The 24617-nt window shown below is 61.6% G+C and carries 24 protein-coding genes; 10 read left to right on the top strand and 14 right to left on the bottom strand.

Annotation, left to right across the window (positions count from 1 at the left end; all coding sequences use genetic code 11):
* Nucleotides 1-192: 192 nt before the first annotated feature.
* From CHC01_RS04720 to CHC01_RS04710, 3 genes are all read right to left on the bottom strand, one after another.
* Complete coding sequence (locus CHC01_RS04720; RefSeq protein ID WP_176454493.1) at nt 193-1170, bottom strand: Bug family tripartite tricarboxylate transporter substrate binding protein; 978 nt, start codon at nt 1168-1170, stop codon at nt 193-195.
* A gap of 154 nt (nt 1171-1324) precedes the next feature.
* Nucleotides 1325-2548 (bottom strand): FAD-dependent oxidoreductase, encoded by a 1224-nt coding sequence (locus CHC01_RS04715; RefSeq protein WP_176454492.1) that lies wholly within the window; start codon nt 2546-2548, stop codon nt 1325-1327.
* A gap of 86 nt (nt 2549-2634) precedes the next feature.
* Entirely contained in the window at nt 2635-3021 is a 387-nt protein-coding gene (locus CHC01_RS04710) for a cupin domain-containing protein (protein WP_068733870.1), read from the bottom strand.
* Nucleotides 3022-3226: 205 nt separating this feature from the next.
* Between CHC01_RS04710 and CHC01_RS04705 the strand changes: the two genes are divergently transcribed.
* The gene (locus CHC01_RS04705; protein ID WP_089262887.1) at nt 3227-4207 is read left to right on the top strand and encodes a LysR substrate-binding domain-containing protein; all 981 of its coding nucleotides are present in this window, start codon (nt 3227-3229) and stop codon (nt 4205-4207) included.
* A gap of 69 nt (nt 4208-4276) precedes the next feature.
* Here the strand turns inward: CHC01_RS04705 and CHC01_RS04700 are convergent, their stop codons facing one another.
* Nucleotides 4277-4816, bottom strand: a complete 540-nt coding sequence (locus CHC01_RS04700) for a DUF6428 family protein (protein ID WP_089262885.1) — start codon at nt 4814-4816, stop codon at nt 4277-4279.
* A 42-nt stretch (nt 4817-4858) separates the two neighbouring features.
* On the opposite strand from CHC01_RS04700, the gene CHC01_RS04695 reads away from it, so the two are divergent.
* Genes CHC01_RS04695 through CHC01_RS04680 form a run of 4 tightly spaced genes read left to right on the top strand, consistent with a single transcriptional unit; the run spans nt 4859 to nt 7915 of the window.
* Nucleotides 4859-5212 carry an ArsR/SmtB family transcription factor gene (locus tag CHC01_RS04695; RefSeq protein ID WP_089262883.1) on the top strand — a complete coding sequence of 118 codons (354 nt, stop codon included), beginning with the start codon at nt 4859-4861 and terminating at the stop codon, nt 5210-5212.
* On the top strand, nt 5205-5657 hold the full coding sequence (arsC, locus tag CHC01_RS04690; protein ID WP_089262881.1) for an arsenate reductase (glutaredoxin): 453 nt from the start codon (nt 5205-5207) through the stop codon (nt 5655-5657). Before CHC01_RS04695 ends, arsC begins: the two co-directional genes overlap by 8 nt.
* Before the next feature lie 31 nt (nt 5658-5688).
* Nucleotides 5689-6720, top strand: a complete 1032-nt coding sequence (gene arsB / locus CHC01_RS04685; protein WP_089262879.1) for an ACR3 family arsenite efflux transporter — start codon at nt 5689-5691, stop codon at nt 6718-6720.
* A gap of 1 nt (nt 6721) precedes the next feature.
* Entirely contained in the window at nt 6722-7915 is a 1194-nt protein-coding gene (locus CHC01_RS04680) for an MFS transporter (protein ID WP_089262877.1), read from the top strand.
* Nucleotides 7916-7987: 72 nt separating this feature from the next.
* On the opposite strand, the gene CHC01_RS04675 is transcribed toward CHC01_RS04680, so the two are convergent.
* The 4 genes from CHC01_RS04675 to lepA all read right to left on the bottom strand — a co-directional run bounded on the left by CHC01_RS04675 (nt 7988) and on the right by lepA (nt 12258).
* On the bottom strand, nt 7988-9205 hold the full coding sequence (locus tag CHC01_RS04675) for an ABC transporter substrate-binding protein (RefSeq protein WP_089262875.1): 1218 nt from the start codon (nt 9203-9205) through the stop codon (nt 7988-7990).
* 148 nt (nt 9206-9353) lie between these two features.
* The gene (locus CHC01_RS04670; RefSeq protein WP_141137041.1) at nt 9354-9941 is read right to left on the bottom strand and encodes a hypothetical protein; all 588 of its coding nucleotides are present in this window, start codon (nt 9939-9941) and stop codon (nt 9354-9356) included.
* Between the two features lie 11 nt (nt 9942-9952).
* Nucleotides 9953-10300, bottom strand: a complete 348-nt coding sequence (locus tag CHC01_RS04665; RefSeq protein ID WP_244558204.1) for a DUF1801 domain-containing protein — start codon at nt 10298-10300, stop codon at nt 9953-9955.
* A gap of 152 nt (nt 10301-10452) precedes the next feature.
* On the bottom strand, nt 10453-12258 hold the full coding sequence (gene lepA / locus CHC01_RS04660) for a translation elongation factor 4 (RefSeq protein ID WP_089262869.1): 1806 nt from the start codon (nt 12256-12258) through the stop codon (nt 10453-10455).
* A gap of 126 nt (nt 12259-12384) precedes the next feature.
* Between lepA and CHC01_RS04655 the strand changes: the two genes are divergently transcribed.
* Nucleotides 12385-14016, top strand: a complete 1632-nt coding sequence (locus tag CHC01_RS04655; RefSeq protein ID WP_089262867.1) for a glycosyltransferase family 39 protein — start codon at nt 12385-12387, stop codon at nt 14014-14016.
* A 33-nt stretch (nt 14017-14049) separates the two neighbouring features.
* On the opposite strand, the gene CHC01_RS04650 is transcribed toward CHC01_RS04655, so the two are convergent.
* From CHC01_RS04650 to CHC01_RS04630, 5 genes are all read right to left on the bottom strand, one after another.
* The gene (locus CHC01_RS04650; protein ID WP_089262865.1) at nt 14050-14352 is read right to left on the bottom strand and encodes an HPr family phosphocarrier protein; all 303 of its coding nucleotides are present in this window, start codon (nt 14350-14352) and stop codon (nt 14050-14052) included.
* Complete coding sequence (locus CHC01_RS04645; RefSeq protein ID WP_068733893.1) at nt 14349-14750, bottom strand: PTS sugar transporter subunit IIA; 402 nt, start codon at nt 14748-14750, stop codon at nt 14349-14351. Before CHC01_RS04645 ends, CHC01_RS04650 begins: the two co-directional genes overlap by 4 nt.
* Nucleotides 14751-14881: 131 nt before the next feature.
* Nucleotides 14882-15346: an HPr kinase/phosphorylase gene (locus CHC01_RS04640; RefSeq protein ID WP_374725710.1), complete on the bottom strand. Its 465-nt coding sequence runs from the start codon at nt 15344-15346 to the stop codon at nt 14882-14884.
* A gap of 56 nt (nt 15347-15402) precedes the next feature.
* Nucleotides 15403-17208 carry a sensor histidine kinase gene (locus tag CHC01_RS04635; protein WP_089263654.1) on the bottom strand — a complete coding sequence of 602 codons (1806 nt, stop codon included), beginning with the start codon at nt 17206-17208 and terminating at the stop codon, nt 15403-15405.
* A gap of 135 nt (nt 17209-17343) precedes the next feature.
* The gene (locus tag CHC01_RS04630) at nt 17344-18045 is read right to left on the bottom strand and encodes a response regulator transcription factor (protein ID WP_068733897.1); all 702 of its coding nucleotides are present in this window, start codon (nt 18043-18045) and stop codon (nt 17344-17346) included.
* Nucleotides 18046-18260: 215 nt separating this feature from the next.
* On the opposite strand from CHC01_RS04630, the gene CHC01_RS04625 reads away from it, so the two are divergent.
* The 3 genes from CHC01_RS04625 to CHC01_RS04615 all read left to right on the top strand — a co-directional run bounded on the left by CHC01_RS04625 (nt 18261) and on the right by CHC01_RS04615 (nt 21410).
* Nucleotides 18261-18998 carry a HugZ family pyridoxamine 5'-phosphate oxidase gene (locus CHC01_RS04625; protein ID WP_089262861.1) on the top strand — a complete coding sequence of 246 codons (738 nt, stop codon included), beginning with the start codon at nt 18261-18263 and terminating at the stop codon, nt 18996-18998.
* A gap of 183 nt (nt 18999-19181) precedes the next feature.
* Nucleotides 19182-20795 carry a phosphoenolpyruvate carboxykinase gene (locus tag CHC01_RS04620; RefSeq protein ID WP_089262859.1) on the top strand — a complete coding sequence of 538 codons (1614 nt, stop codon included), beginning with the start codon at nt 19182-19184 and terminating at the stop codon, nt 20793-20795.
* A gap of 177 nt (nt 20796-20972) precedes the next feature.
* A complete protein-coding gene (locus CHC01_RS04615) occupies nt 20973-21410 on the top strand; it encodes an EamA family transporter (protein ID WP_089262857.1) in 438 nt (145 codons plus the stop codon).
* A 12-nt stretch (nt 21411-21422) separates the two neighbouring features.
* Here the strand turns inward: CHC01_RS04615 and CHC01_RS04610 are convergent, their stop codons facing one another.
* Complete coding sequence (locus tag CHC01_RS04610) at nt 21423-23954, bottom strand: glycogen/starch/alpha-glucan phosphorylase (protein ID WP_089262855.1); 2532 nt, start codon at nt 23952-23954, stop codon at nt 21423-21425.
* Nucleotides 23955-24184: 230 nt separating this feature from the next.
* On the opposite strand from CHC01_RS04610, the gene CHC01_RS04605 reads away from it, so the two are divergent.
* The gene (locus CHC01_RS04605; RefSeq protein ID WP_089262853.1) at nt 24185-24616 is read left to right on the top strand and encodes a hypothetical protein; all 432 of its coding nucleotides are present in this window, start codon (nt 24185-24187) and stop codon (nt 24614-24616) included.
* Nucleotide 24617 lies beyond the last annotated feature (1 nt).

Genomic DNA, 24617 nt, shown 5'->3' with positions numbered 1-24617 from the left:
CGAAGCCCGCCGAGCGAACGCTGCGCCTCCCGGCGCTCCACCAGCAGCTGCCCGGATGACCGGGTCGCCGCTGCAGTCTGATCGATGCTGTGTGTCATGAGCACGCAGCAATCGAGCAGGCTGGAAGCGAGGTAACTCAATCTAGGACTAAAGTCAAGATCAGTTTAAGCTCGGAGGGATGCCGAAAAATCCCTAGTTGGAAATCTTCGCTTTCGAGCGCTTCACGATATTTTCCATCCGCGCAGAATCCTTGGCGATAACAGCTCCGAACTGATCGGGCTTGTCCGCGATCACGGTCAAACCAAGGCCTTCCAGGCGAGCCGAAACAGTTGAATCTCGCAACGCCTCCACGATCGATGTGTTGAGCTTCTCAATCACGTCCTTGGGGGTCGCCGATGGAGCGACAAAGCCGTACCAGTTGCCCGCGAGGAGATCGGGATAGCCTGCCTGCGGTGACGTCGGCACATTGGGCAGCTGTTTGCTTGGTTCAGGCGCGGTCACGACGATGGGCCTCAGCGCTCCGCTTTGTACTTGCTGGACCGTGTTCGACAGATTATCGCACATCATGGACACCTGACCGCCGATGACATCCTGAAGTGCCGGAGCTGCGCCCTGATACGGGATGTGGACGGCATCGATGCCTTCGAGCACCTTCAGCGTCTCGCCGCACAGATGGCTCGTGCTGCCGATACCGGCTGACGCAAATGTCAGCTTGCCCGGCTCGGCCTTGGCCAGCGCCACCAGTTCCTTCAGCGAGTTCGCCTTGACCGACGGATTGACGACCAGGATGTTCGGCGTCGAGGCGCCATTGGTGATGGGCGCGAAATCCTTTTCGGAATTATAGGCGGGCTTTTCATAGATCCACGGATTGATCGCCATCATGCCGGTTGTCGCGAGCAGAATCGTATAGCCATCCGCCGGCGACGCGGCGACGCGAGCCGCCCCGATCGAGCCGTTGGCGCCGCCGCGGTTCTCGATGATCACGGTGACGCCGAGCGACTTCGACATCAGCGGAGCCACTAGTCGTGGAATCGCGTCCGCCGTGCTTCCAGCCGGATAAGGGACCACGATTGTGATCATTTTTTCCGGAAAGCCGGCCGCTGCCGCGCCGGGCACGCCCAAGGCGACAGGCGCTACCAGCGCCGCCAAAAGAAACGTCGTCCACTTCATCCGTAAATCCTTGCTTGGCATTCTGAAACTCCTGCATGACATCTTGGGAACCATGGTGTTGGCTCCTCCAGGCTTACTGGCGCTTCCACTGCCGCGGTTCTTATCCAGCCGAGTGACCGGTTGCCGTCGACATCGTCTCAGAGAGAGTTGCTGATCACCCCGGGCGGTGCTCAGCCACATGCAACGCACCGGCCCGCTCAAGCGAGTCGAGCATCGCGATCCGGCGCAATAGCGCTCGTGCCTTTTCCGGATCGGCGGCTGCTGCGCGAATGTCGTCGCGGAAACGCGCGCGATCGGCTTCGTCTTTCGCTTCGAGGTTCTTCTTGTTGCGGATGGTGTCGCCCTGAATGGCCTGCATCGTGACCGTCCGGCGCTGCAGATCGTAATCGGCAAGAATGCTCTCATCAGCCGTGCCGTTGATGACCGGACCCAGCTTCGCGGTCAGGTTCAATGCATCATGAATGCCGCCATTCATGCCCATGCCGCCGAGCGGGTTGTTGATATGGGCGGCGTCACCGGCCAGGAATGTGCGGCCTTTCTGGAAGTTCGCGGCGACGCGCTGGTGCACACGATAGAGCGTCGTGTGGAGGATGGGGGCGTCCAGCTCTGCGGGAACGATCCGCCGGATCGACGCCGTCACATAGGCTTCGGACAGTGCTTCCTCATCGGATGTTTCCGCGGCCACCGGCATCATCACGCGCCATGCGCCGAGGATACGCAGAAGGAAATACCAGCGTTCGGGATCGGCGACATAGCTGACCGACGAGACGCCCGGCCGAAGCGCGGTGAAATCGACCGGTGTCGTCATCACCAGGAAACGCTCGGGCCAGGTGAAGCCCTCGAATTCCATATCCTGGCTGCGGCGGACGATGCTGTTCGCACCATCGGCGCCGATCAGCCAGGCGCATTCATGCGTGGTGTCGTGGCCGTTGGCCGTGACCACCACCGTGACGGCATCGCTGGTCTGCTCGACCGATTTAACCTCGCTGCCGAACGCGATCGAGAACAGCGGATTGCCGGACAGGGCGTCCAGAATGATGCGTGTGAGCTTGAACTGTTCGGCTTGCAGGCGGAACGGATGCCGCACCAGATCGGAGATCGCCGCGAAATCGAATGTGCCGAGCACACCGTCCTCGGACGAACCGTACTGGACCGTCGGTGCCTTCAGCCCCTGTGCAATCAACGTGCTGGCGAAACCGAGATCGTCGAGCATGTCCAGCGTGGGCGGATGGAACGTCGATGCGCGCGACTCGCTGCTCAGCGCGTCGTTTTTCTCGAGCACCAGAACCGGAATGTTCTGTCGCACCAGATCTGCGGCAGCCACCATGCCGACCGGCCCTGCACCGGCGATGATGACGGGAAGCTTCGCATTACTCATATCAAGACCTCTTGCGGGGATTTCAGGGAGCATCGGCTCTGATCGGCGGCCCCTCCAAGAGGCTGCCGTCATCGTCTCTGTGGCTCTCAGGCGGGATCGTAGTAGTGCATTTCGAGAAGCAGGCAGCCGCCCTCGGATTTGAACGGACCGTGCCAGGCACCTGGCGGTCTGACGGCGTAGGTGTAGCCGGCGAACGGCGTGCCGCCTTGCCCGTTCTCGTCATTGCCAACGATCAGGTCGCCGGAGACGAGAAAGACTTCTTCCCAGTGGTCGTGAACGATCTGCTGTGTGGTGAAGAGACCCGGAGGGAACTTCAGCAATCGCGTCCGGCTGCCGCGTTTGTTCGCGGTATCGAGCGATCCGGACAGGATCTTCTCCAGCGCGCCCGACGCGGGATCGTAGCCCTCGGGCAATTGCCAGCCGCTCTCCATGTCGAGCGTGTGGAATTCGTCATGCAATTTGTTGACTGCCACTGATGTGCTCCTTGAAGTTGATGACCGAAGCACCTGTGCGGGGCACCGCGCTGCAGTCTGCATGTCTTGAGACCGTTGCCGGGGCGTGACCTCGCCAGAGGTCGCCGCCCGCCATGACTTTTGTCATCCGCAGGGAGATTGTTGCCTTGTGCTTAGGCGTGCAAACAATTTAATCTGCGGACATCTTGCGTTTTTGGAATGAACTATGCGCCGCAGAATACCGAGCCTCGGCGCGCTGATGGCGTTCAGCGCGGCTGCCAAACACCTCAGCGTCACCCGTGCCGCCAGCGAACTCGCGCTGACCGAAAGTGCGGTGTCGCGCCAGATTGCGCAGCTGGAGACGCAGCTCGGCGTGAAACTGTTTCATCGGATCAAGAAACGCATCACGTTGACGCGGGCAGGGGCGGCCTACAGCACCCGCGTGGCGCAGACGATCGAGCGGATCGAGCGCGATGCGCTCGAGATCATGGGCTATGAGGCCGACGGCATGGTTCTGGACGTCGCGGCGCTGCCCACTGTCGGCGCCCAGTGGCTCATTCCGCGCCTGCCGGACTTCTATGCGCGCCATCCCGGCGTCGCCGTCAATGTGAGCGCGCGCAACACGCGCTTCTTCTTCAGCGAGACCGCGCTCGATGGTGCCCTCTACTTCGGCCAGCCGGACTGGCCCGGCACGCAGGCAGACCATCTGTTCGACGAAATTCTTCTGCCGGTCGGATCGCCGACGCTGATCGGCAGGCGCGGCGAATTACCGCCGAGCGAGGTCGCCGAGCTGCGGCTTCTGCATCTCGTCACACGCGCCGATGCATGGCGTCGCTGGTTCGACGCTGCGGAGCTCGGCGGCACGAATGTGATCCGCGGGCCGCGTTTCGATATCCAGTCCACTTTGATCAGCGCGGCGAGCTCCGGTCTTGGCGTCGCCCTGCTTCCGGAATTCCTGATCTCCGATCAACTCAGGTCGGGCAAATTGAAGGTGTTGTCGAGCCTGACGCTAAAAAGCGTCGGCTCGTACTATTTCGCCTCTCCGGAGGAGAAAGCCGAAAATCCTTTGCTGCAGGCATTCCGCGCATGGTTGCTGTCGCAAGCCCAGGCGTCTGCGCATCCCGGCTCCTCGCCAGGAGCTTTGCCAAAAGAGACTGGTCGCCTCGCGGATCGACGCAGCGCAACGACTGCAGGTGGCAAAGGATAATGATTGTGGGCTCTACCGCGCGCTCTCGTTGAGAGTCCAGTAACAGGTCTCCGGTCTGAACCGCGGCGTCTACCGGCAGCACGTGCTTTTGGACGATACCGGCGCGCAGCATGCACTGGCTTCCTTCTGCGCCTCCAGCCAGCGGTCGCGTGGCTTGCAACTCGCCGGACGCGGGGCAAGCGTCACCGTGAGAACGTCGCCCTGTATGCGCGGGGTATCTGCGCAGTGTAGTTGCATCGGCGCGACGCCATCGCTCACTTCGAAGGTCAGCCGCGCATTGGCATCGAGAGCGACATGGTCGGAGACTTTCCGGATGATGGCGGCGAATTTAGCCGCCGTCATATGGGTCCGGTCATCTTCGACGATGTCCCACAACTGTACGAAGATCTCCGACCACGCTTCGGGATTGCCGCCGCAATCAAGTGCGGAAAAGGCGCCCGCCTTGACTTCGGTGATGTGGTAGCCCGCCTGAATGCTGTGACCGCTATAGGTGAACACCAAGGGCAATGCCGGTGCCGCATCGCATGCGGCGAGGAGCGCCCCGATGCTGATGTCGTCGTCGGCGATCTGCGGTGAAGGCGGAATTTCCGGCTTGGCAAGGTCCAGCATCGATGTTACTCCATGATTCGATATTTTTAGGATTATTGAAATATGGAAGAACGTCAAGCCCTGTCGGCTTTTGCAGCCCTGTCCCAGGAGACGCGGCTTCGCATCGTGCGCCTGCTCGTGCAGGCCGGTCCCGCCGGGATGCCGGCCGGCGCCGTCGCGGAGGCTGCAGGCGTGTCGGCCTCGAATGTGTCCTTCCATCTGAAGGAGCTGACCCAGGCTGGCCTTGCCAGCGCGAAGCGGGAGGCCCGCTCGATTGTCTACACGGCCGATTACGACGCGCTGTCGGGCCTCATCCAGTTCCTGATGCGGGATTGCTGCGCGGGTCATCCAGACATCTGTATGCCGGCCACGGCGTCCGCATGCACCTCGGACAGCAAGGAGCTGTCACGTGCCTGATAGCGTCGACGTCATCATCTATCACAACCCGGATTGCGGTACCTCGCGCAACACGCTGGCCATGATCCGCAACGCCGGCATTGAGCCACACATCATCGAGTATCTGAAGACACCGCCGTCGCGGGTCCTGCTCGTTCAATTGCTCGCGCGCGCCGGCATGTCGGTGCGCGACGTCCTGCGTGAGAAGGGAACGCCCTATGCCGAGCTGGGCCTCTCCGACGCCAGTCTGACCGACGCGCAGTTGCTCGACGCCATCGAAGCCCATCCGGTTCTGATGAACCGCCCGATCGTGGTCTCGGTGCTCGGCGTGAGGCTCTGCCGGCCATCTGAAGCTGTTCTGGACATCATGCCCACTCCGCAGCTTGGAGCGTTCTCGAAAGAGGATGGCGACCGGGTCGTGGATGCGAGCGGCCAGCGGATCGCAGGACTACGTCATGACCAGTGAGGCCATCGGCAGGTCGGTTTCCGCTCCAGCTATGGGTTTGTTCGAACGCTATCTCACGATCTGGGTGGGCCTGTGCATCGTCGTCGGCATTCTGCTGGGGCGATGGATGCCGGCCGCTTTCCATGCGCTGGGCTCGGCGGAGATTGCGCAGGTCAATCTGCCGGTGGCTGTTCTCGTCTGGCTGATGATCATTCCCATGCTGCTCAAGGTGGATCTCGGAGCGCTCGGTCACGTTGGCACACACTGGCGCGGCATTGCCGCGACCGTCGGAATCAACTGGCTGGTGAAGCCGTTCTCGATGGCGCTTCTCGCCTGGCTGTTTATCGGCCATCTGTTCAGGCCGTATCTGCCCGCGGACCAGATCGATAGCTATACGGCTGGTCTGATTCTGCTTGCCGCTGCGCCTTGTACGGCGATGGTGTTTGTCTGGTCGAATCTGGTCGATGGCGAGCCGAACTTCACGTTGGGACAGGTCGCGCTCAACGACACCATCATGGTGGTCGCCTTCGCGCCGATCGTTGGCCTTCTGCTCGGACTGTCATCCATCACCGTGCCTTGGGGCACGTTGCTGTTGTCCGTCCTGCTCTACATCATCGTGCCTGTGGCGATCGCGCAGTTCTGGCGGCGCGCATTGCTGGCGAGGGGAGGCGAGGCGGCGCTATCGCAAGCGCTGTCGCTGCTTGGCCCGGTATCGCTGATCGCGCTCCTATTGACCCTGGTGCTGTTGTTCGGCCTGCAGGGCGAGCAGATCACCCGGCAACCGATGGTCATTGCGCTGCTCGCCGTCCCTATCCTGATCCAGGTCTATTTCAATGCCGGTCTCGCCTACTGGCTCAACCGCCGCCTCGGCGTCGCCTGGTGCGTGGCCGGCCCCTCCGCCCTGATCGGCGCATCGAACTTCTTCGAGCTCGCCGTGGCGGCGGCGATCGCACTGTTCGGCTTTCAATCAGGCGCAGCACTGGCAACGGTCGTCGGCGTTCTGATCGAGGTGCCGGTGATGCTCTCCGTGGTTCACATCGTGAAGGCGACACGGGACTGGTACGAGCGGGGAGCTGTGACCTGAGGTGGCAGTCGTTCGTTGGCAAGTCGTATCCGCGCTCGGTACGACGCAGACACTGGCATGGGCTTCCAGCTACTATGTTCCGGCCGTATTCGCGGATCCCATTTGCGACGACCTGCATCTGTCCAGGACTTGGTTCTTCGCCATGTTCTCCGTGGCGCTGCTGGTGTCAGGTTTGCTCGGTCCGCTCGCCGGCCGCATGATCGACCGCAGCGGTGGCCGGGACGTGCTTGTCGCCACCAATCTGATGTTTGCGGCGGGGCTGGCCTTGCTTGCGGTTGCAACGGGACCGATCACGCTGGCCCTGGCTTGGCTGGTCATCGGCGCCGGCATGGGTTTCGGCCTGTATGAGGCTGCGTTTGCGACGGTTGCGGGATTGTGGGGACGACAGGCCCGCAGTGCGATCACCGGCATCACCCTGTTCGCCGGCTTTGCGAGTACCATCGGCTGGCCCCTCAGTGCCGCGATGATCGATGCCTTCGGCTGGCGCGGCGCCTGCTTCGCATGGGCTGCGTTGCACATCGTCATCGGTCTGCCGCTCAACCGCTTTCTCGTTCCGAAGGCGCCGCCGCATGCGCATCTGAATGAGCCTGCCGTCCCGACATCAGGCATTCCATGGGCGATGATCGTTCTGGCGGGCGTCTTTGGTGCGACCTGGTTTGTCACCACCGCCTTTGCCGCGCACATGCCGCGCCTGCTGGAAGCGCTCGGGGCCACCCCGGCGCAGGCCGTGCTCGCCGGGGCTTTGATGGGGCCTGCGCAAGTCGCAGCCCGGATCGGGGAATTCGGTCTGCTACGACATGCGTCGGCGATGATATCCGCACGCCTGGCCGCGGGCCTGCATCCGGTTGGCGCCGGATTGCTGATCCTGTTCGGCGCGCCCGTCGCGCTTCCATTCGCTCTTCTGCACGGTGCCGGCAATGGCCTGTTCACGATCGCGCGCGGAACGCTTCCGCTGGCCATGTTTGGCGCCGTCGGATACGGCATGCGAACCGGCTGGCTGGCCGCGCCGGCGCGCATCCTGCAGGGTGCAGCGCCGCTGCTGTTCGGCCTTGTGCTGGATCACGGTGGCCCGCGCGTCGCGCTGGCGCTCACAGGCGGGCTGACGTCGCTCGCGTTCCTGGCGCTGTTCTGGTTGAGGGCTCCGGTGGCGAAGCCGGAAACTGGCGTCCTCGTTCAAAATCCGATGAAGAATTGACGTGCTCCATCGACCGGTTGGCCTGTGGTGGGTCGACCGCCCGGCGGGCCGGGCGATCGAACTCGTCAGCGGTTACTGCTTCACATACTGGCAGCCGCCGTCCTTCATCGGACGGAACACCTGATCGCCGGGGACCTCCGCGAGCACCTTGTAGTAATCCCACGGCGCCTTGGATTCTTCCGGCTTCTTCACTTCGAGCAGGAACATGCTGTGCACCATGCGGCCGTCCTCGCGCAGGACGCCGTTATCGGTGAAGGCGTCGCGCACCGGCATCTCGCGCATCTTCGCCAGCACCGGCTTGGTGGCGCGGGTACCTGCGGCCTGCACCGATTTGAGATAGTGCAGCGTCGCGCTGTAGGTCGCCGCCTGGTTCATGGTCGGCATCCGCTTCATCTTGTCGAAGAACTTCTTGCCGAAGGCGCGGGTGCGATCGTTGAGATCCCAGTAATAGGCCTCGGTGATGATCAGCCCCTGCGCCATCTTCAGGCCGAGCGAGTGGATGTCGGAGATGAACATCACGATGCCTGCGAGCTTCTGGCCGCCGGCGACGATGCCGAATTCCGACGCCTGCTTGATGGTGTTGATGGTGTCGCCACCGCCATTGGCCATGCCGATGATCTTGGCCTTGGACGATTGTGCCTGCAGCAGGAAGGACGAGAAGTCCGCCGTGTTCAGCGGATGCTTGGCGCTGCCGACCACCTTGCCGCCCGCGGCGCGCACCACGTCGCCGGTGTCACGTTCGATGGAATGACCGAACAGATAGTCCGCTGTGATGAAGTACCAGGAGTCGCCGCCCTGCTTGACGATGGCGCTGCCGACGGTGTGAGCGTTGCCGTAGGTGTCGTAGGTCCAGTGCGCGGTATATGGCGAGCACGACTTGCCGGTGATGTCCGACGACGCGGCGTCGGTGACGATCATGATCTTCTCGAACTGCTTCGACATCTCCATGCCGGCCAGCGCAGTGGCCGATGTCGGCATGTCGATGATCATGTCGACATTCTCGGCCTCATACCATTTGCGCGAGATGGTGGCGGCGACGTCGGCTTTGTTCAGCGCATCGGCGGTGACCAGTTCGATCGGCTTGTCGAACATCTTGCCGCCGAATTCCTCGATGGCGATCTTCGCTGCCTCGACATTGCCCTGGCCGCCGATGTCGGCATAGACCGAGGCGAAGTCGGCGAGCACGCCGATCTTGAGCGGAAGCGTGTTGGCCTGCTGGGCCAGCGCGGAAGCGCCAAAAAGCAGCGAAACAGCAAACGTCGTAGCCGCAACCGTGCGGTGCGCGATCATTCAATCCTCCCCAAATTTTCATACGCGCCGTTTTCGGCGTCGTGGGACGCAGCATGAGGGGCGAAGGGCGGGGAGGCAAGGGCGGCGTGGGGGATGTTTGGTCGCAGAAATCTGCCGCATTGCGGTGGGCGGAAAATTAGACCGGCGGCTAGCTCCGGCCGCGTCTTGCTTTGACGAAGGAGCTCAGCCGGCTGAACGTCGTTGGTTCAAAAATGCAGATCGCCAGCAGGATGAGCCAGGCCACACAGAACAGGGGTAGCGGATGGCTTGTCGCGGGCCACAAATCCCAAATCACATAGGCTTGCGCAATTCCCGGAAGGAACATGGTCAGGAGCAAAGCGGTGAGCAGCGGGAGGTGGCTGAAAGTATAGAAGAAGGTGCAGGCATAGATCAGCATAGTGAGCCACAAGAGCCAGGTAAGGCTGGTTAGCCAGATCACGTCCCCGAGATAATGCGCGACGGCGTAGGCCCCAATGAAGACGACGATCGTGGCAATCACACCGTCTGGATTGTAGTGGAATACGGCCAGTGCGGCTGCGGCAATAGACAGTGCATCGACGAACCATCCGCGCGCCGTGTCATAGCGGCGTGCGAGATTGTCGGGACAGATCTCTGGAATGCAATTTCCACTCATCGGGAATGGGTCGTCGCAATTGGCGGATCCGTTCATTTTCAGCCGCAAGCGGAAGCGCCGAAAAGCCGCGAAACGGCAAGCGTCGTGGCAGAATCCGCTCAATCTCGCGGTGCCTATGAGCACGGCTTGCGTTTGCTTCGGTGATAGGTGAGCGCCAGTCCGACGCAATGGCGCAGAGCGATTTCGGGAGGGTCGTCGTCGAGGCTGAGGATGATGCTTCGGTTACCGCCGTAGTTCAGGCCTTCGGGATACAGCGAGCGAAACGTTTCAACCAGATTGGTATTGCAGTTGAAGTAGATCGCGTACCGGTTGGTGTCCTTGATCCGGTCGATCCGGATGGTGCTGCCGCTTCCGGTTGCCGCCGTGAGATAACTCGGCTGATTCCACTTCAGCGTCTCTTCGAGCGGGCCTACGCCTTCGATCCCCGCGGCGGTCTCGAAGATCAGTTGCCGGAGCGCCAAGAGCCTGGCCTTGATCGCCGGCGGATGCTGGTCGAATGCTGCTTTGACAGCTGGATCTGAAAAGCCTTGGGGAGGTCGCTTCGCCGTTCTGTTCGCATCCCGTATCGCAGTCATATGCGGTACCTCTGGTCAGAACGGCGGGCGGTTGATCCTCAGCTATCCACCTTCAGCGCCGCAATAAACGCTTCCTGCGGGATGTCGACCTTGCCGAACTGCCGCATCTTCTTCTTGCCTTCCTTCTGCTTCTCCAGAAGTTTGCGCTTGCGGCTGATATCACCGCCATAGCACTTCGCGGTCACGTCCTTGCGCAGCGCGCGGACGGTTTCGCGGGCAATCACCTTGCCGCCGATCGCCGCCTGGATCGGGATGACGAACATGTGCGGTGGGATCAGTTCCTTCATCTTCTCGACCATGGCGCGGCCACGGCCTTCGGCGCGGGTGCGATGCACGAGCATCGACAGCGCGTCGACCGGCTCGGCATTGACCAGGATCTGCATCTTGACGAGATCGGCGGCCTTGTAGTCGGTCAGATGATAGTCGAACGAGGCGTAGCCCTTCGAGATCGATTTCAGGCGATCGTAGAAATCGAACACCACTTCGTTGAGCGGCAGCTCGTATTTCACCATCGCGCGGGCGCCCACGTAAGTGAGTTCTTTCTGATTGCCGCGGCGTTCCTGACAGAGCTTCAGCACGCTGCCGAGATATTCATCGGGCGTCAGGATCGTGGCTTCGATCCACGGCTCCTGGATCTCGGCGATCTTCACCACGTCCGGCATGTCGATCGGATTGTGGATCTCGATCTCCTCGCCATCGGTGAGGTGCATCTTGTAGATCACGCTTGGCGCGGTCGCGATCAGGTTGAGATCGAATTCGCGGCTCAGGCGCTCCTGGATGATTTCCAGATGCAGCAGGCCGAGGAAGCCGCAGCGGAAGCCGAAGCCCAGCGCAGCCGAGGTTTCCATTTCGAACGAGAAGCTCGCGTCGTTCAGCCGCAGCTTGCCCATGGCGGCGCGCAGCGTCTCGAAGTCGTCGGCATCGACCGGGAACAGGCCGCAGAACACCACGGGGATGGCGGGCTTGAAGCCCGGCAGCATCTCGGTGACCGGCTTGCGATCGTCGGTGATGGTGTCGCCGACGCGGGTGTCCGCGACTTCCTTGATGGCGGCCGTAATGAAGCCGATCTCGCCGGGACCAAGTTCGTCCACATTGACCATCTTCGGCGTGAAGTAGCCGACGCGCTCGACATCATAGGCGGCGTTGGTGCCCATCATGCGGACGCGCTGGCCCTTCTTCATGACGCCGTCGACGACGCGGATGAGGACGACGACGCCGAGATAGACGTCGTACCAGCTATCGACCAACAGCGCCTTCAGCGTGGCGTCGCGGTCACCCTTCGGTGGCGGCAGCCGGTGCACGATGGCTTCCAGAACGTCAGGCACGCCCAGACCCGTTTTTGCCGAGATCATCAACGCGTCTGAGGCGTCGATGCCGATGACGTCCTCGATCTGCTTCTTCACCTGCTCGGGTTCTGCCGCGGGCAGATCGACCTTGTTGAGGATCGGCACAATTTCGAGATTGGCGTCGAGTGCGTGATAGACGTTGGCGAGCGTCTGCGCTTCCACGCCCTGTGAGGCGTCGACCACCAGCAGCGCGCCTTCGCAGGCCGCCAGCGAACGCGAGACCTCGTAGGCGAAGTCGACGTGGCCGGGCGTGTCCATCAGATTGAAGATGTAATCCTTGCCGTCTTTGGCCTTGTAATGCAGGCGGACAGTCTGCGCCTTGATGGTGATGCCGCGCTCGCGCTCGATATCCATCGAATCGAGCACCTGCTCCTTCATCTCGCGCGCCTGCAAGCCGCCGGTGATCTGGATCAGGCGGTCGGCCAGCGTCGATTTGCCATGGTCGATATGGGCGACGATGGAGAAGTTGCGGACGTTCGAAATCGGGGAGGTTGTCATGCGCGCGGGATAGCATTCAGGCCCCGATGCGGCAACCTTAATGCGGGTTTCGGCCTGATTCCCGGCCCTGTTTCCGTCACGGCATCCTGATTTTACTCCGGCCCGAAACACGCTAGGCAGGGGCCCATGAGTACAATCGCTTCCTCTACCCCCGCCAAACGCCGGGGCTTGCTGTCCATCGGCCGCCGCGGCGCTGCGCGGCTCGTTGCCTGGGCGTGTGATCCGCAATTGAGCGTCCTGCTGGTGCTCGGCTTCACGATCGCCCATGTGGTGCTATGGACCGCGATCCTGACCCAGGTAAAGGCGGCGCAGGACATCCATTTCGACGTTTCCGAGGGCTATGCCTGGGGGCAGAAGTTCCTGATGGGCTACGGCAAGCATCCGCCGCTGTCGGGCTGGATCTCGGGCGTCTGGTTCAAATTTTTCCCGCCGGTGGACTGGGCGACCTATCTGCTCGCCATGGTCACGGTCGGCATCGGCATGATCCTTTGCTGGGCGATCGCGCTGCGCGTGGTCGATCGCCGCCGTGCCTTTTTCGTGCTGCTGATGGTCGCGATCTATCCGATCTTCAATTTCAAGGGCTTCAAATACAATCCGGACCTGCTGCAGCTGGTAACTTTGCCGCTGGTGGTGCTGGCCTATTTGCACGCTTTCGAGAAGCGCTCGATTCGCTCGGGCTTCCTGCTTGGCGTCGCCGCTGCGCTGGCGCTGATGACCAAATACTGGGTGGTGACGATGATCGGGGCCATCGGTCTGGCCGCGCTGATCCATCCGCAGCGGATGCTGTTCCTGCGCTCGCCGGCACCATGGATCGCCATCGCGACGATGGCGGCGGCGATGATTCCGCATCTCGACTGGGTGCGGCAGGTGGAATACGCGCCGTTTCGTTACGCCGGCAATACCTATGCGATCTCGTCACGCTGGGAGAGTTTGCAGCTGGCATGGGGCTATGTTGGCCACAATATCGCGCTGCTGCTGTTGCCGCTGGGTCTGGCCGCTGCGGTGCTGGCCTGGAGCCCGCGCTGGTGGGTGTCGGTGGCGCGCGATCCCCGCGCATTCGTCAAGCGGCCGTGGTCACTGACGACCAATCCCGGTGTCCGCAGGGACCAGGCCCTGAATATCTGGCTGATCCAGGCCATTGTCGCCGTCGGGCCGCCGATCGGTGCGTTGTTGTTCGACGTTTATATCAAGACCGATTGGGGTATCTCGCTGTTCTTCCTGGTGCCGCTGGCGGTCATTGCGATCCCGGCGCTGAAGATGCCGCGGGTCGCGCTGGTACGGCTCGCCGCGATCTGGCTGGTGCTGTCGCTGGTCACGCTCGCCGCCGCACCGCAGATCGCCATCGCGTCACTGCCGCGCGATGCCAACGGCAATTTCGCTCACATCTCCTACTCGCAACTCGCGCGCGAACTCACCGAAGTCTGGCACAAGCGCTTCCACACGCGCTGGAGCGAGGTCGTGGGCTTCGTCGATGTCGCCGAGCAGATGACGTTCTACAGTCCCGATCATCCGCTGCCGCTGACGCCTTACGAGCCATGGCCGTCAGGCGTGACGTCGATGGCCGAAGCGAAGCGTAACGGCTTCATCGGAATCTGCATGGTCGGTGACTGGAAATTCGATCGCTGCGAAGCGTGGATGAAGGACAATCTCCCGAATGCCGAACGCATCGTGATGTCGACGCGACGCTTCTTCAAGGGCAATGTCGGCACGACCACGCGGTGGAATGTCTATGTGGTGGCGCCTGGCGCGATGAAATAGCCGTTCGCTGACGAAGCAGCTTTCGGCGAACCGCTACTCTTCGCCGAACTTGTTGGTCACAAGCTCGGTGATCGCATCCAGCGCCGCTTGAGCTTCGGCGCCCTTGGCAGTGACCATGATGCTGGTCCCGGGTCCGGCGGACAGCATCATCAGGCCCATGATGGATGTACCGCCAACGGTCTCGCCGTTGCGTGTCACCGTGACGTCGGCATTGAAGCGTTCGACCATCTGCACGAATTTGGCAGAGGCGCGCGCATGAAGGCCACGCTTGTTGGTAATCGGAATCTCGCGGGAGACGCTGCCGGACACCGTCGTATCGTCTGGGCTGTCGCTCATTTGCCGGCGAGAACGCGGCTGGCGATGGTGACGTATTTGCGGCCGGCTTCCTGTGCCATGGCGATCGCATCGGGCAGCGTGCGCTCTTCGCGCACCTTTGCGAGCTTCACCAGCATGGGCAGGTTGATACCGGCGAGAACCTCGACCTTCGGCCGGCTCATGCAGGAGATCGCCAGATTCGATGGCGTGCCGCCGAACATATCAGTGAGGATGGCAACACCATCGCCACTGTCGACGCGATTGACCGCTTCGATAATGTCGCTGCGACACAAATCGGAATCGTCTTCGGCGCCGATCGTCACGGCTTCAATTTGTTTTTGCGGACCCATTACGTGCTCAAGCGCCGCCTTAAACTCGTCGGCAAGGCGCCCATGGGTCACAAGTACTAGACCAATCATCGGAAACTCCTCGTGGGTGCTTTTGGTGCACCGCACGAAAGGGCCACTTTGACCATCCAGAGCCCCTATGCAAGAGGGCTCTTCGCGAATCTCCCTTAAATTGCACGGATGCGGCGGGAAGTAGCGCGGGTCTATTCGGTGGCGATAGTGGGACTAATATGGTTACCAATTCCCTTCGAGCAATCGTCCAAAGGTCGCACTGCGGCTAAACCATCGTTTGTAATAAGCGCGGCTACGACCAATGGTAGTGGTGAAAAGCCTGTCCCGACCGGGATTCGGGGCAATTCAACGCCCTCCAGTGTGGTTTTGAGCGCTTCCGGCTCTGGCAGGCGTGCAGCGTCGGTGGCGGCGAGATCGACCACCAGCCCGACGATGGCGCCGGTAGCGCAGTCCAGACGCCGGATTCCGAGCCCCCTGACCTCAAGCAGCCCGACCAGTTCGGGCGCCGGCCGTACCCACAGTTTTCCATCCCTGACATCCAGATGCACCCGGTCGTCGCCGACCAGCATCGCCTCGGGAAGCTGTCCGCTCTGAGCTGCGAGGATCAGGTCGAAGACCAGCCGCGATTTCCCGGAGCCGGACGGCCCCCGGATCAGGACCGCGCGCTCATCGACCAGTACGGCGGAGGCATGGATGCTTTTGCCATCCGCGCTCATGTGGCCGGCAACCGTACCACGAAGCGTGCACCCAGCACCGGGATCTCGCCGTCGGCGTTGGCCGGGCCGATGCGGTTCTCCGCCCAGATCGTACCGCTATGGGCCTCGACGATCTGCTTGGAGATCGACAGGCCGAGGCCAGAATTCTGACCAAAGCCCTGATGCGGGCGGTCGGTGTAAAAGCGTTCGAAGATCCGTTCGAGTGCATCCAGTCCGATGCCGGGGCCGTCGTCATCGACCACGATCTCGATCTTGCCTTTCAAGCGACGGCAGACGATCCGCACCTTGCCGCCCGGTGTCGAGAATGACTGCGCATTGGTGACGAGATTGGTGATGACCTGACCGAGGCGGGAGTCGTGGCCGGGCACCGAAAACGCATCACTGGCAGCGCCTTCGAAGCGGACTTCAACGCCGACGTCATGACCGAGCTTGGTTTCGTTGGCGACCGAGGTCAGTGTGGTCAGCAACCGTCGGACATCGACGGGCGCAGTGTCGTTGCGCTGGAGTTCGGCATCGAGACGGCTGGCGTCGGAAATATCCGAGATCAACCGGTCAAGCCGACGCACGTCGTGTTCGATCACCGCGAGCAGGCGGCCGCGGCTGTTGTCGTTCTTCGCCAGCGGGAGTGTTTCCACGGCGGAGCGCAGCGAGGTCAAAGGATTCTTGAGTTCGTGCGAGACGTCGGCCGCGAACATCTCGATCGCCTCGATGCGATTATAAAGCGCATCGGTCATGTCGCGCAGCGCGCCGGAGAGATGCCCGATCTCGTCGCGGCGGCGGGTGAAGTCAGGAATCTCGACACGCGTGCGGATGCGGCGGCGGACGCGCTCGGCGCTGTCGGCCAGCCGTCGCACCGGACCGGCGATGGTCGATGCCAGCAGCAGCGACAGCACGATCATCACCACGGCGGCGACCGCAAAGACTTTTAGAATCGCCAGACGTTCGGCGGTCACCATCTGGTCGATGTCGTCGCCCTGGGTCGACAGCATCAGCGAACCATGCACGGCGCGGAAGCGCTGCACTGGGACGGCGACCGAGACGATCACTTCGCCCCGTTCGTTGATGCGCACCATGCTGCTCTTTAGACCGTCGAGCGACTGCTGCACTTCCTGATAGCCATTGCCATTTTCCGGGCCGAGTTCGCGATATAGCGGAAGGTCGCCGCGATTGAGCCAGGTTCGGACCGCGATCATCGTGCGTTCGGCAAAGCCGGGCTTCTCGGTGGTCGGCGGCGGCAGTTCGAAACGCAGCACATCGCCGCGGCCATAAAGGCTGCGGCTGTCGAGGATCAGCACGCCATCGCGGTCGTAAATGCGCGCACGCGTCTTGGTCGGCGAAATCAGCCGCCGCAGCACCGGCGCAACGCGTTCGGGATTGATCGGGAAATCGAGGCCGGAGAGTTCGTCCGGCACGCCATAGGTTTCGCCGGGCTTGAGATCGAGCAAGCGGTCGGGGTCGATCGTGATCGTATTGGTTTCGACGGTTGCCGAAGCGGCAATGGCGCTGGCGATGATTTCGGCCTGCACCAGCAAGCTCTGCGCACGCGCGTCGATCAGGCCGGCGCGAAACTGCGAGAGATAGAGAATGCTGGCGACCAGCGCGCAGAGGCCGGCGAGGTTGAGCGAGACGATGCGGCGCGTCAGACTTGAAAAGGTCAGCGCAACGAAGAACTGCCGGGCACGGCGCAGCCAGTCGAGCGGGCGCTGCCAGCCGCGACGGGTGCGATCGGCATCGCCGCCTGCCGCATTCGGCGACGTGCCGTCAGCGTCCAGGCTTTCATCAGGCTGCGTACGATCCAGCAATGCCAAAACTGCCCGGTTGTTGTCGATATCTGCGATACATCACGCGGCGCTCATTGTTGCGTATGTGTATGCGCATTCTAGCGCAGCACGGCTGAGCCGTCAGGCCCCCAGCCGTGCCGCGGGAACCCTTACAGATCAGGTTTCCTTGAAGCGATAACCGACGCCATACAGCGTCTCGATCATCTCGAAGTCGTCGTCGACGACCTTGAACTTCTTGCGCAGCCGCTTGATGTGGCTGTCGATGGTGCGATCGTCCACATAGACCTGATCGTCATAGGCGGCATCCATCAGCGCGTTGCGGCTCTTCACCACGCCGGGGCGCGTCGCCAGCGCCTGCAGGATTAGGAACTCAGTGACGGTCAATGTGACCGGCTCGTTCTTCCAAGTGCAGGTGTGACGTTCCGGATCCATCCGCAGCAAACCGCGATCGAGCGCCTTGGCATCAGTCTCCTTCGGAGCGGCAGTCGGGTCCTTCGGCGCGGCGCGGCGCAGCACCGCCTTGACGCGCTCGACCAGCAGACGCTGCGAAAACGGTTTTCGGATGAAATCGTCGGCGCCCATTTTCAGGCCGAACAGCTCGTCGATCTCCTCGTCCTTCGACGTCAGGAAGATCACCGGCAGATCGGACTTCTGGCGCAGACGGCGCAGTGTCTCCATGCCGTCCATGCGGGGCATCTTGATATCGAGGATTGCGAGGTCCGGCTGGCTCGTGCGGAAGCCATCGAGTGCGGAAGCACCATCCGTATAGGTCATGATGCGGTAGCCCTCGGCTTCCAGCGCGATCGATACGGATGTGAGAATGTTACGGTCGTCGTCGACCAGTGCGATAGTTGGCATGAGCCTGCTTTCCGAAGCGGGATGGGCTATCCGGCAGAATTCAACAATCCGCCGTATGAGGTGGCCTTAAGAACACAGTCAACGAGCAATGCAAGCTGGGCTGAAGTGTGGCCAAGTTCCCTGAACGCTTGAATGACGCGTGGGTTCCGTAGATGTATAGACCTCCCGGGGGAGAAGAAATAGCCACTTTTTGCAATGAAATACGGGATTTAACCATGCAGCCGACCCCTGATTTCGACCCCTCGCGCGTCACCCGGTCGCTGTTGCGGCGCAGTCGGCAGGGGGCGCTGGCTACCCTGGCCGTCGGTTCCGGCGATCCTTATTGTGCGCTGGCCAATGTCGCCAGCCACCCGGACGGGTCGCCGATTCTCCTGATTTCCCGGCTGGCGCTGCATACCCGCAATATTCTGGCGGATGCCCGCGTCTCGCTGATGCTGGATGAGCGGGCGCCGGGGGACCCCCTGGAGGGCTCACGCATCATGCTCGGAGGTATCGCGCAGGAGGCCAGCGACAGCGAAAAATCGCTGCTGCGCCGGCGCTATCTCAGCGTCCATCCATCCGCGCAAGTCTTTGTGGATTTTAAGGATTTTTCGTTCTTCCGGATCAAGCCGAAGAGTGCCCATCTGGTGGCCGGCTTTGGCCGCATTAACGACCTGAAGCCGGAGCAATTCCTGACCGATCTCACCGATGCCGAAGGCATGCTCGAGGCCGAGGAGGGCGCTGTTGCTCATATGAACGCCGATCATCTCGACGCGCTCAATCTCTATGCAACCAAGCTTCTCCACGCGGACGCAGGCGACTGGCGGTGCACCGGCTGCGATCCGGATGGCATGGACCTGCAGAACGGCGCGACGGTGATCCGGCTGGACTTTCCGCGGCGGATTGTCACTCCGGGTGCATTGCGGCAAGTCCTGAAGGAACTCGCAGAGCAGGCCCGCGCTTTGAATAATTGAGCGGTATCAAGTGCCGTGCTGGAATAAACCAAATATGCGGACAGCAGCTTGGCATTTCACATCTTCGTCACTATTAGATCGCCGGGTTACGGCCTCGGTGGTTATAATGACGGCTACCGCTGCTGACGTGCGATTGAAGACAGTTGCACAGGTCGGATATGCGGACTCAAGGAGGAATATTCCGTGCAAGAGACGGGCGTACGCAACGGTGCCTATGGCGCCGACAAATTCGGACTGAAAAATCTCAAAGCGGTGAACTGGAATCTCGGCGCGCCGCAGCTTTACGAATATTCGCTGCGTAACGGCGAAGCCGAATTGTCGTCCGATGGCGCGCTCTGTGCTGACACGGGTGAATTCACCGGCCGCAGCCCGAAGGACAAGTTCACCGTCAAGGACGCTTCCACCGAACAGATGTGGTGGGCTGGCAATCAGGCGATCACTCCGGAGCAGTTCGAAGCGCTCTATATCGATTTCAAGAAGCACGCCGAAGGCATGACCCTGTTCGCGCAGGACCTTTATGGCGGCGCCGATCCGAGTTTCCAGATCAAGACCCGCGTGTTCACCGAACTCGCATGGCACTCGCTGTTCATCCGCACGCTGCTGATCCGTCCGGAAGCCGCTGCGTTGAAGGACTTCGTGCCTGAACTCACCATCATCGACCTGCCGAGCTTCAAGGCCGATCCCAAACGTCACGGCTGCCGCTCGGAAAACGTCGTGGCCATCGATTTCGCCCGCAAGATCGTCCTGATCGGCGGGTCTTATTATGCCGGCGAAATGAAGAAGTCGGTCTTCACTACGCTGAACTACTATCTGCCTGCCAAGGGCGTGTTGCCGATGCATTGCTCGGCCAATGTCGGCCCCGATGGTGATAGCGCGATCTTCTTCGGCCTGTCTGGCACCGGCAAGACCACGCTCTCGGCCGATCCGAAGCGCACGCTGATCGGCGACGACGAGCATGGCTGGGGCAAGGACGGCATCTTCAATTTCGAAGGCGGCTGCTACGCCAAGACCATCAAGCTTTCCGAAGAAGCCGAGCCCGCGATCTATGCGGCGAGCAAGCGCTTCGGCGCGGTGCTGGAAAACGTCGTGCTCGACGCCAATACCCGCCTGCCGGATTTCGACGATGGTTCGAAGACTGAGAACACCCGCTCGGCCTATCCGCTCGACTTCATTCCTAACGCCTCGCGCACCGGCCGCGCGCCGCAGCCGAAGAACGTGGTGATGCTCGCCGCCGACGCGTTCGGCGTGCTGCCGCCGATCGCCAAGCTGACTCCGGCGCAGGCGATGTATCACTTCCTGTCCGGCTACACCGCCAAGGTCGCCGGCACCGAGCGCGGCCTCGGCAACGATCCGGAGCCGGAATTCTCGACCTGCTTCGGCTCGCCCTTCCTGCCGCTCGATCCCTCGGTCTATGGCAACATGCTGCGTGACCTGATCGCCAAGCACAATGTCGACTGCTGGCTGGTCAATACCGGCTGGACCGGTGGCAAGTATGGCGTCGGTTCGCGCATGCCGATCAAGGTGACCCGCGCGCTGCTGACTGCGGCGCTGAACGGCTCGCTGCGCAACGTGGAATTCCGCACCGACAAGTATTTCGGCTTCGCAGTCCCGACTGCGCTGGATGGCGTGCCGTCGGAGATCCTCGATCCCGTCAACACCTGGAAGGACAAGGCCGAATTCGACGCGACTGCGCGAAAACTGGTCGGCATGTTCCAGAAGAACTTCGCCAAGTTCGAAGCCCAGGTTGACGCGGATGTCCGCGCCGCTGCGCCGGATGTGAAGCTGGCCGCGGAGTAAGTTGCTGCTTCAAGATTGAATGCGAAAGGGCGGCCATAAGGCCGCCCTTTTTGCTTGATGGACAAAATTTAAGCCGTCATTGCAAACGAAGCGAAGTAATCCAGAGTACAAGCGAAGGCAGAGTTGCTTCGTCGCTGCACTCTTCGCGATAACGACCAGGGGTAGAGAATTGCTCCCATGAAAAACGTCATGCTCTCCTGGCCGTTCTGGGCGCTGCTATCCGCGGCCTTCGCTGCGCTGACGGCGATCTTCGCCAAGATCGGCATCGAGAACGTCAATTCGGACTTCGCGACCTTCATCCGCACCATCGTCATTCTCTTTGCCGCCGGTATGATGGTTTATGTCACGGGAAACTGGCAATCGCCGTCAGCGGTCTCAGCAAAGACGTGGTTGTTCCTCGTGCTGTCTGGTTTAGCGACCGGAGCATCGTGGATCTGCTACTTCCGCGCGCTGAAACTTGGCAATGCCGCGCAGGTGGCGCCGATCGACAAGCTCAGTGTGGTGTTCGTGGCGGTGTTTGCCGTGTTGTTTCTCGGCGAGAAATTGTCGCTGCCGAACTGGCTCGGCGTCATCCTGATCGCCTGCGGCGCGGTGCTCGTTGCGTATCGCGCGTGAGCACCATCGCGCTTACGTTGCCTTTCGTGCCTGCAGACTCGGTGTGCCCGGTAGATCGCCAGCAACCGGCACGCCCCAGATATCATCGGCATATTCGCGGATGGTGCGGTCTGACGAGAACCAGCCCATCCGGGCAGTGTTGAGAATCGCGGCGCGGCTCCAGGCGGAGCCGGCCCTCCATCGCGTGTCGATGCCGCGCTGGGCTTCGTAATAGGAGTCGAAGTCAGCACTCACGACGTAATGGTCGAGATGGCGCAGTGCGTGGCCCACTGACGCGTAGCGGCCAGGATCGTCCGGCGAGAATGCACCGGTCTCGATGGCCTGGATCGCGCGGCCGAGATTGGGCGATTTGTTGATGACGTCAGAAGCGTCGAGGCCCTTGGCGCGGCGCTCGACAACTTCAGCAGCGGTCATGCCGAAGATCGCGATATTCTCCGGGCCGACATTGTCGCGGATTTCGATATTGGCGCCGTCCAGCGTGCCGATGGTCAGCGCGCCGTTCAGCGAGAGCTTCATATTGCCGGTGCCGGAGGCTTCCATACCGGCGGTGGAGATCTGCTCGGAGAGATCGGCCGCAGGAATGATGACTTCCGCCAGGCTGACATTGTAGTCAGGCAGGAACGCGACCTTCAGCTTGCCGCCGATCGTCGTATCGTTGTTGACGGTCTCGGCAACGTCGTTGATGAGGCGAATGATCAGCTTGGCGTAGCGATAGCTCGCCGCCGCCTTGCCGGCGAAAATCTTGACGCGCGGCACCCAGTCCTTGCCCGGCTCGTCCTTGATCGCCTGATACAGCGCGACTGTTTCAATGAGGTTGAGCAATTGTCGCTTGTATTCGTGGATGCGCTTGATCTGCACGTCGAACAGCGCCGAGGGATCAGCCTGTACGCCGAGTTTCTCGCCAATCACACGTGCGAGCGCGAGTTTGTTGTGATGCTTGACCTTGCGGAATTCCTGCTGGAACGCGGCGTCGCCGGCAAAAGCCTCGAGCTTGATGAGCCGGGTGGGATCGTCGAGCACGGCTTCGCCGCAGGTGGCGCGCAACAGGTCGGTGAGCTTCGGATTGGCCAGCATCAGCCAGCGGCGGAAAGTAATGCCGTTGGTCTTGTTGGTGATGCGGCCGGGATAGAGCTGGTTGAGGTCGTGGAACACGGTCTCCTTCATCAGCTCCGAATGCATCGCCGACACGCCATTGATGCGGTGCGAGCCGATGAAAGCGAGATTGCCCATGCGCACGCGGCGGCCGGAGGTCTCGTCGATGATCGAGACCGAAGCGCGATAGGCGGTGTCGCCCGGACGCGTGGCATCGGCGCGGTCGAGATGCGCTTCATTGATACGATAGATGATTTCGAGATGCCGTGGCAGCAGACGCTGGAACAGTTCGACCGGCCAGGTCTCCAGCGCTTCGGGCAGCAGCGTGTGGTTGGTGTAGGACAAGGTCGCGTTGGTGATCTGCCAGGCGGCATCCCAGCGCATATTGTGCTGATCGACCAGGATGCGCATCAGCTCGGCGATGGCCAGGCTCGGATGCGTGTCGTTCATCTGCACCGCCGCCTTGTTGGCGAGGCCACGCAGATTGCCATCGGAATGGAGGTGACGCTTGACCAGATCCTGCAGCGAGGCGGAGACGAAGAAATATTCCTGGCGCAGACGCAATTCGCGGCCGGCGGCGCTCTCGTCGTTCGGATAGAGGAACTTGCAGATCGCTTCGGCGCGCGCCTGTTCGGCGCTGGCGCTGACATAGTCGCCGGTGTTGAAGACGTCGAGGCGCAGCGGATCCGGCGCGCGCGCCGACCACAGCCGCAGCGCGTTCACATGCTGGCCGCGCCAGCCGACGATGGGCGTGTCATAGGCAACAGCCTCGACGGTCTCGCCGGGATGCCAGATGACCTGCTTGCGGCCCTTGCCGTCCTCGACGGTTTCGATGCTGCCACCGAAATAGACGTTATACGTGACTTCCCGCCGCGGTAGTTCCCACGGATTGCCAAAGCCGAGCCACTCGTCGGGATATTCCTGCTGCACGCCGTGCGAGATGACCTGACGGAACAGGCCGAAGTTGTAGCGGATACCGTAGCCAAAAGCTGGAATGCCGAGCGTTGCCATGCTCTCCATGAAGCAAGCGGCGAGGCGGCCGAGGCCGCCATTGCCGAGCGCTGCATCCGGCTCGCATTTGCGGAGTTCGTCGAGGCCGACGCCAAGATCGCCGAGCGCGGCTTCGAACAGCGGCAGCAGGCCCATATTGTTCAGCGCATCGGTGAACAGGCGGCCGATCAGGAATTCCAGCGAGAGGTAATAGACCCGCTTGCGGCCGGCGTCGTAGCTCTCTTTGTCCGAGCTCAGCCAGCGATGCACCATGCGGTCGCGCAGCGTCAGGGCGGCAGCCTTGTACCAGTCGTGCTTGGTGGCGAATGCGGCTTCCTTGCCGATTGCCAGCCTCAACTTGACGAGGATAGCGCTCTTGATGTCGGCAAGCGCCAGTTCATCGACAGCCGTATTCTCGGGTTGGAATTTTGCTGGGACTGATAGATCTGACAAACCGGCCATCCTGAGCTGTGTCACTGACCAAAATCATACGCGCATTTGGCTGCTCCCGGAACCCGTGGGGGTGGCGAGCTTTTGCCATGGAGCTGCCCGGGATTTGGGCAGGCATGCGAGAACCAAATTTATAAAAATTGGAACAAATTAAGAACAAATTAGTAAGCTATTGATATTCCGAGGTGATTCGTTGCCTTCGCCTACAATATCTATGGTCTGTTCAAGCTCGCGAGGACTAGATGTCCACCATTGCCTTCGATCAGTTTGCTCTCACCCGCATAGCCGACTTCGCGCGGTCGCTGTCGCGGCTGCATTTGATGGCGCGCCGGCATCCGATCGATGACGATCAGATCGATCGCGAGTTCAACACTGTTTGCCTCTCGGTCTGGGGCTATACGACGGACGACATCAGCGATGACCTGTTCTCGCTGGAAGATCACGCTTGGCTCGATCAGCTCGACGAGGCGCATGCGCGGATTTTCGCCGCGGAACAGGGGTACGACCTTGTCGACGACCACGGCATGCTCACCGACTGGTGGGGCTATTGCTGGATGATCCTCGCCGAGAAGCGCGGATTGCTGACGCCGGAGAATCGCGCTGCGGCGCGTGCCGAGATCGAAGAGAAGTATCTCTCGGCGCCGAACGTGATCGGCGTCATCGTCGGTCGATGAT

This window comes from Tardiphaga sp. OK246, from assembly GCF_900188215.1.
In the GTDB taxonomy this organism is placed as follows: domain Bacteria; phylum Pseudomonadota; class Alphaproteobacteria; order Rhizobiales; family Xanthobacteraceae; genus Tardiphaga; species Tardiphaga robiniae.
Note: the sequence above shows the minus strand (reverse complement) of the source record. Positions and strands in the feature narration are given on the sequence as shown.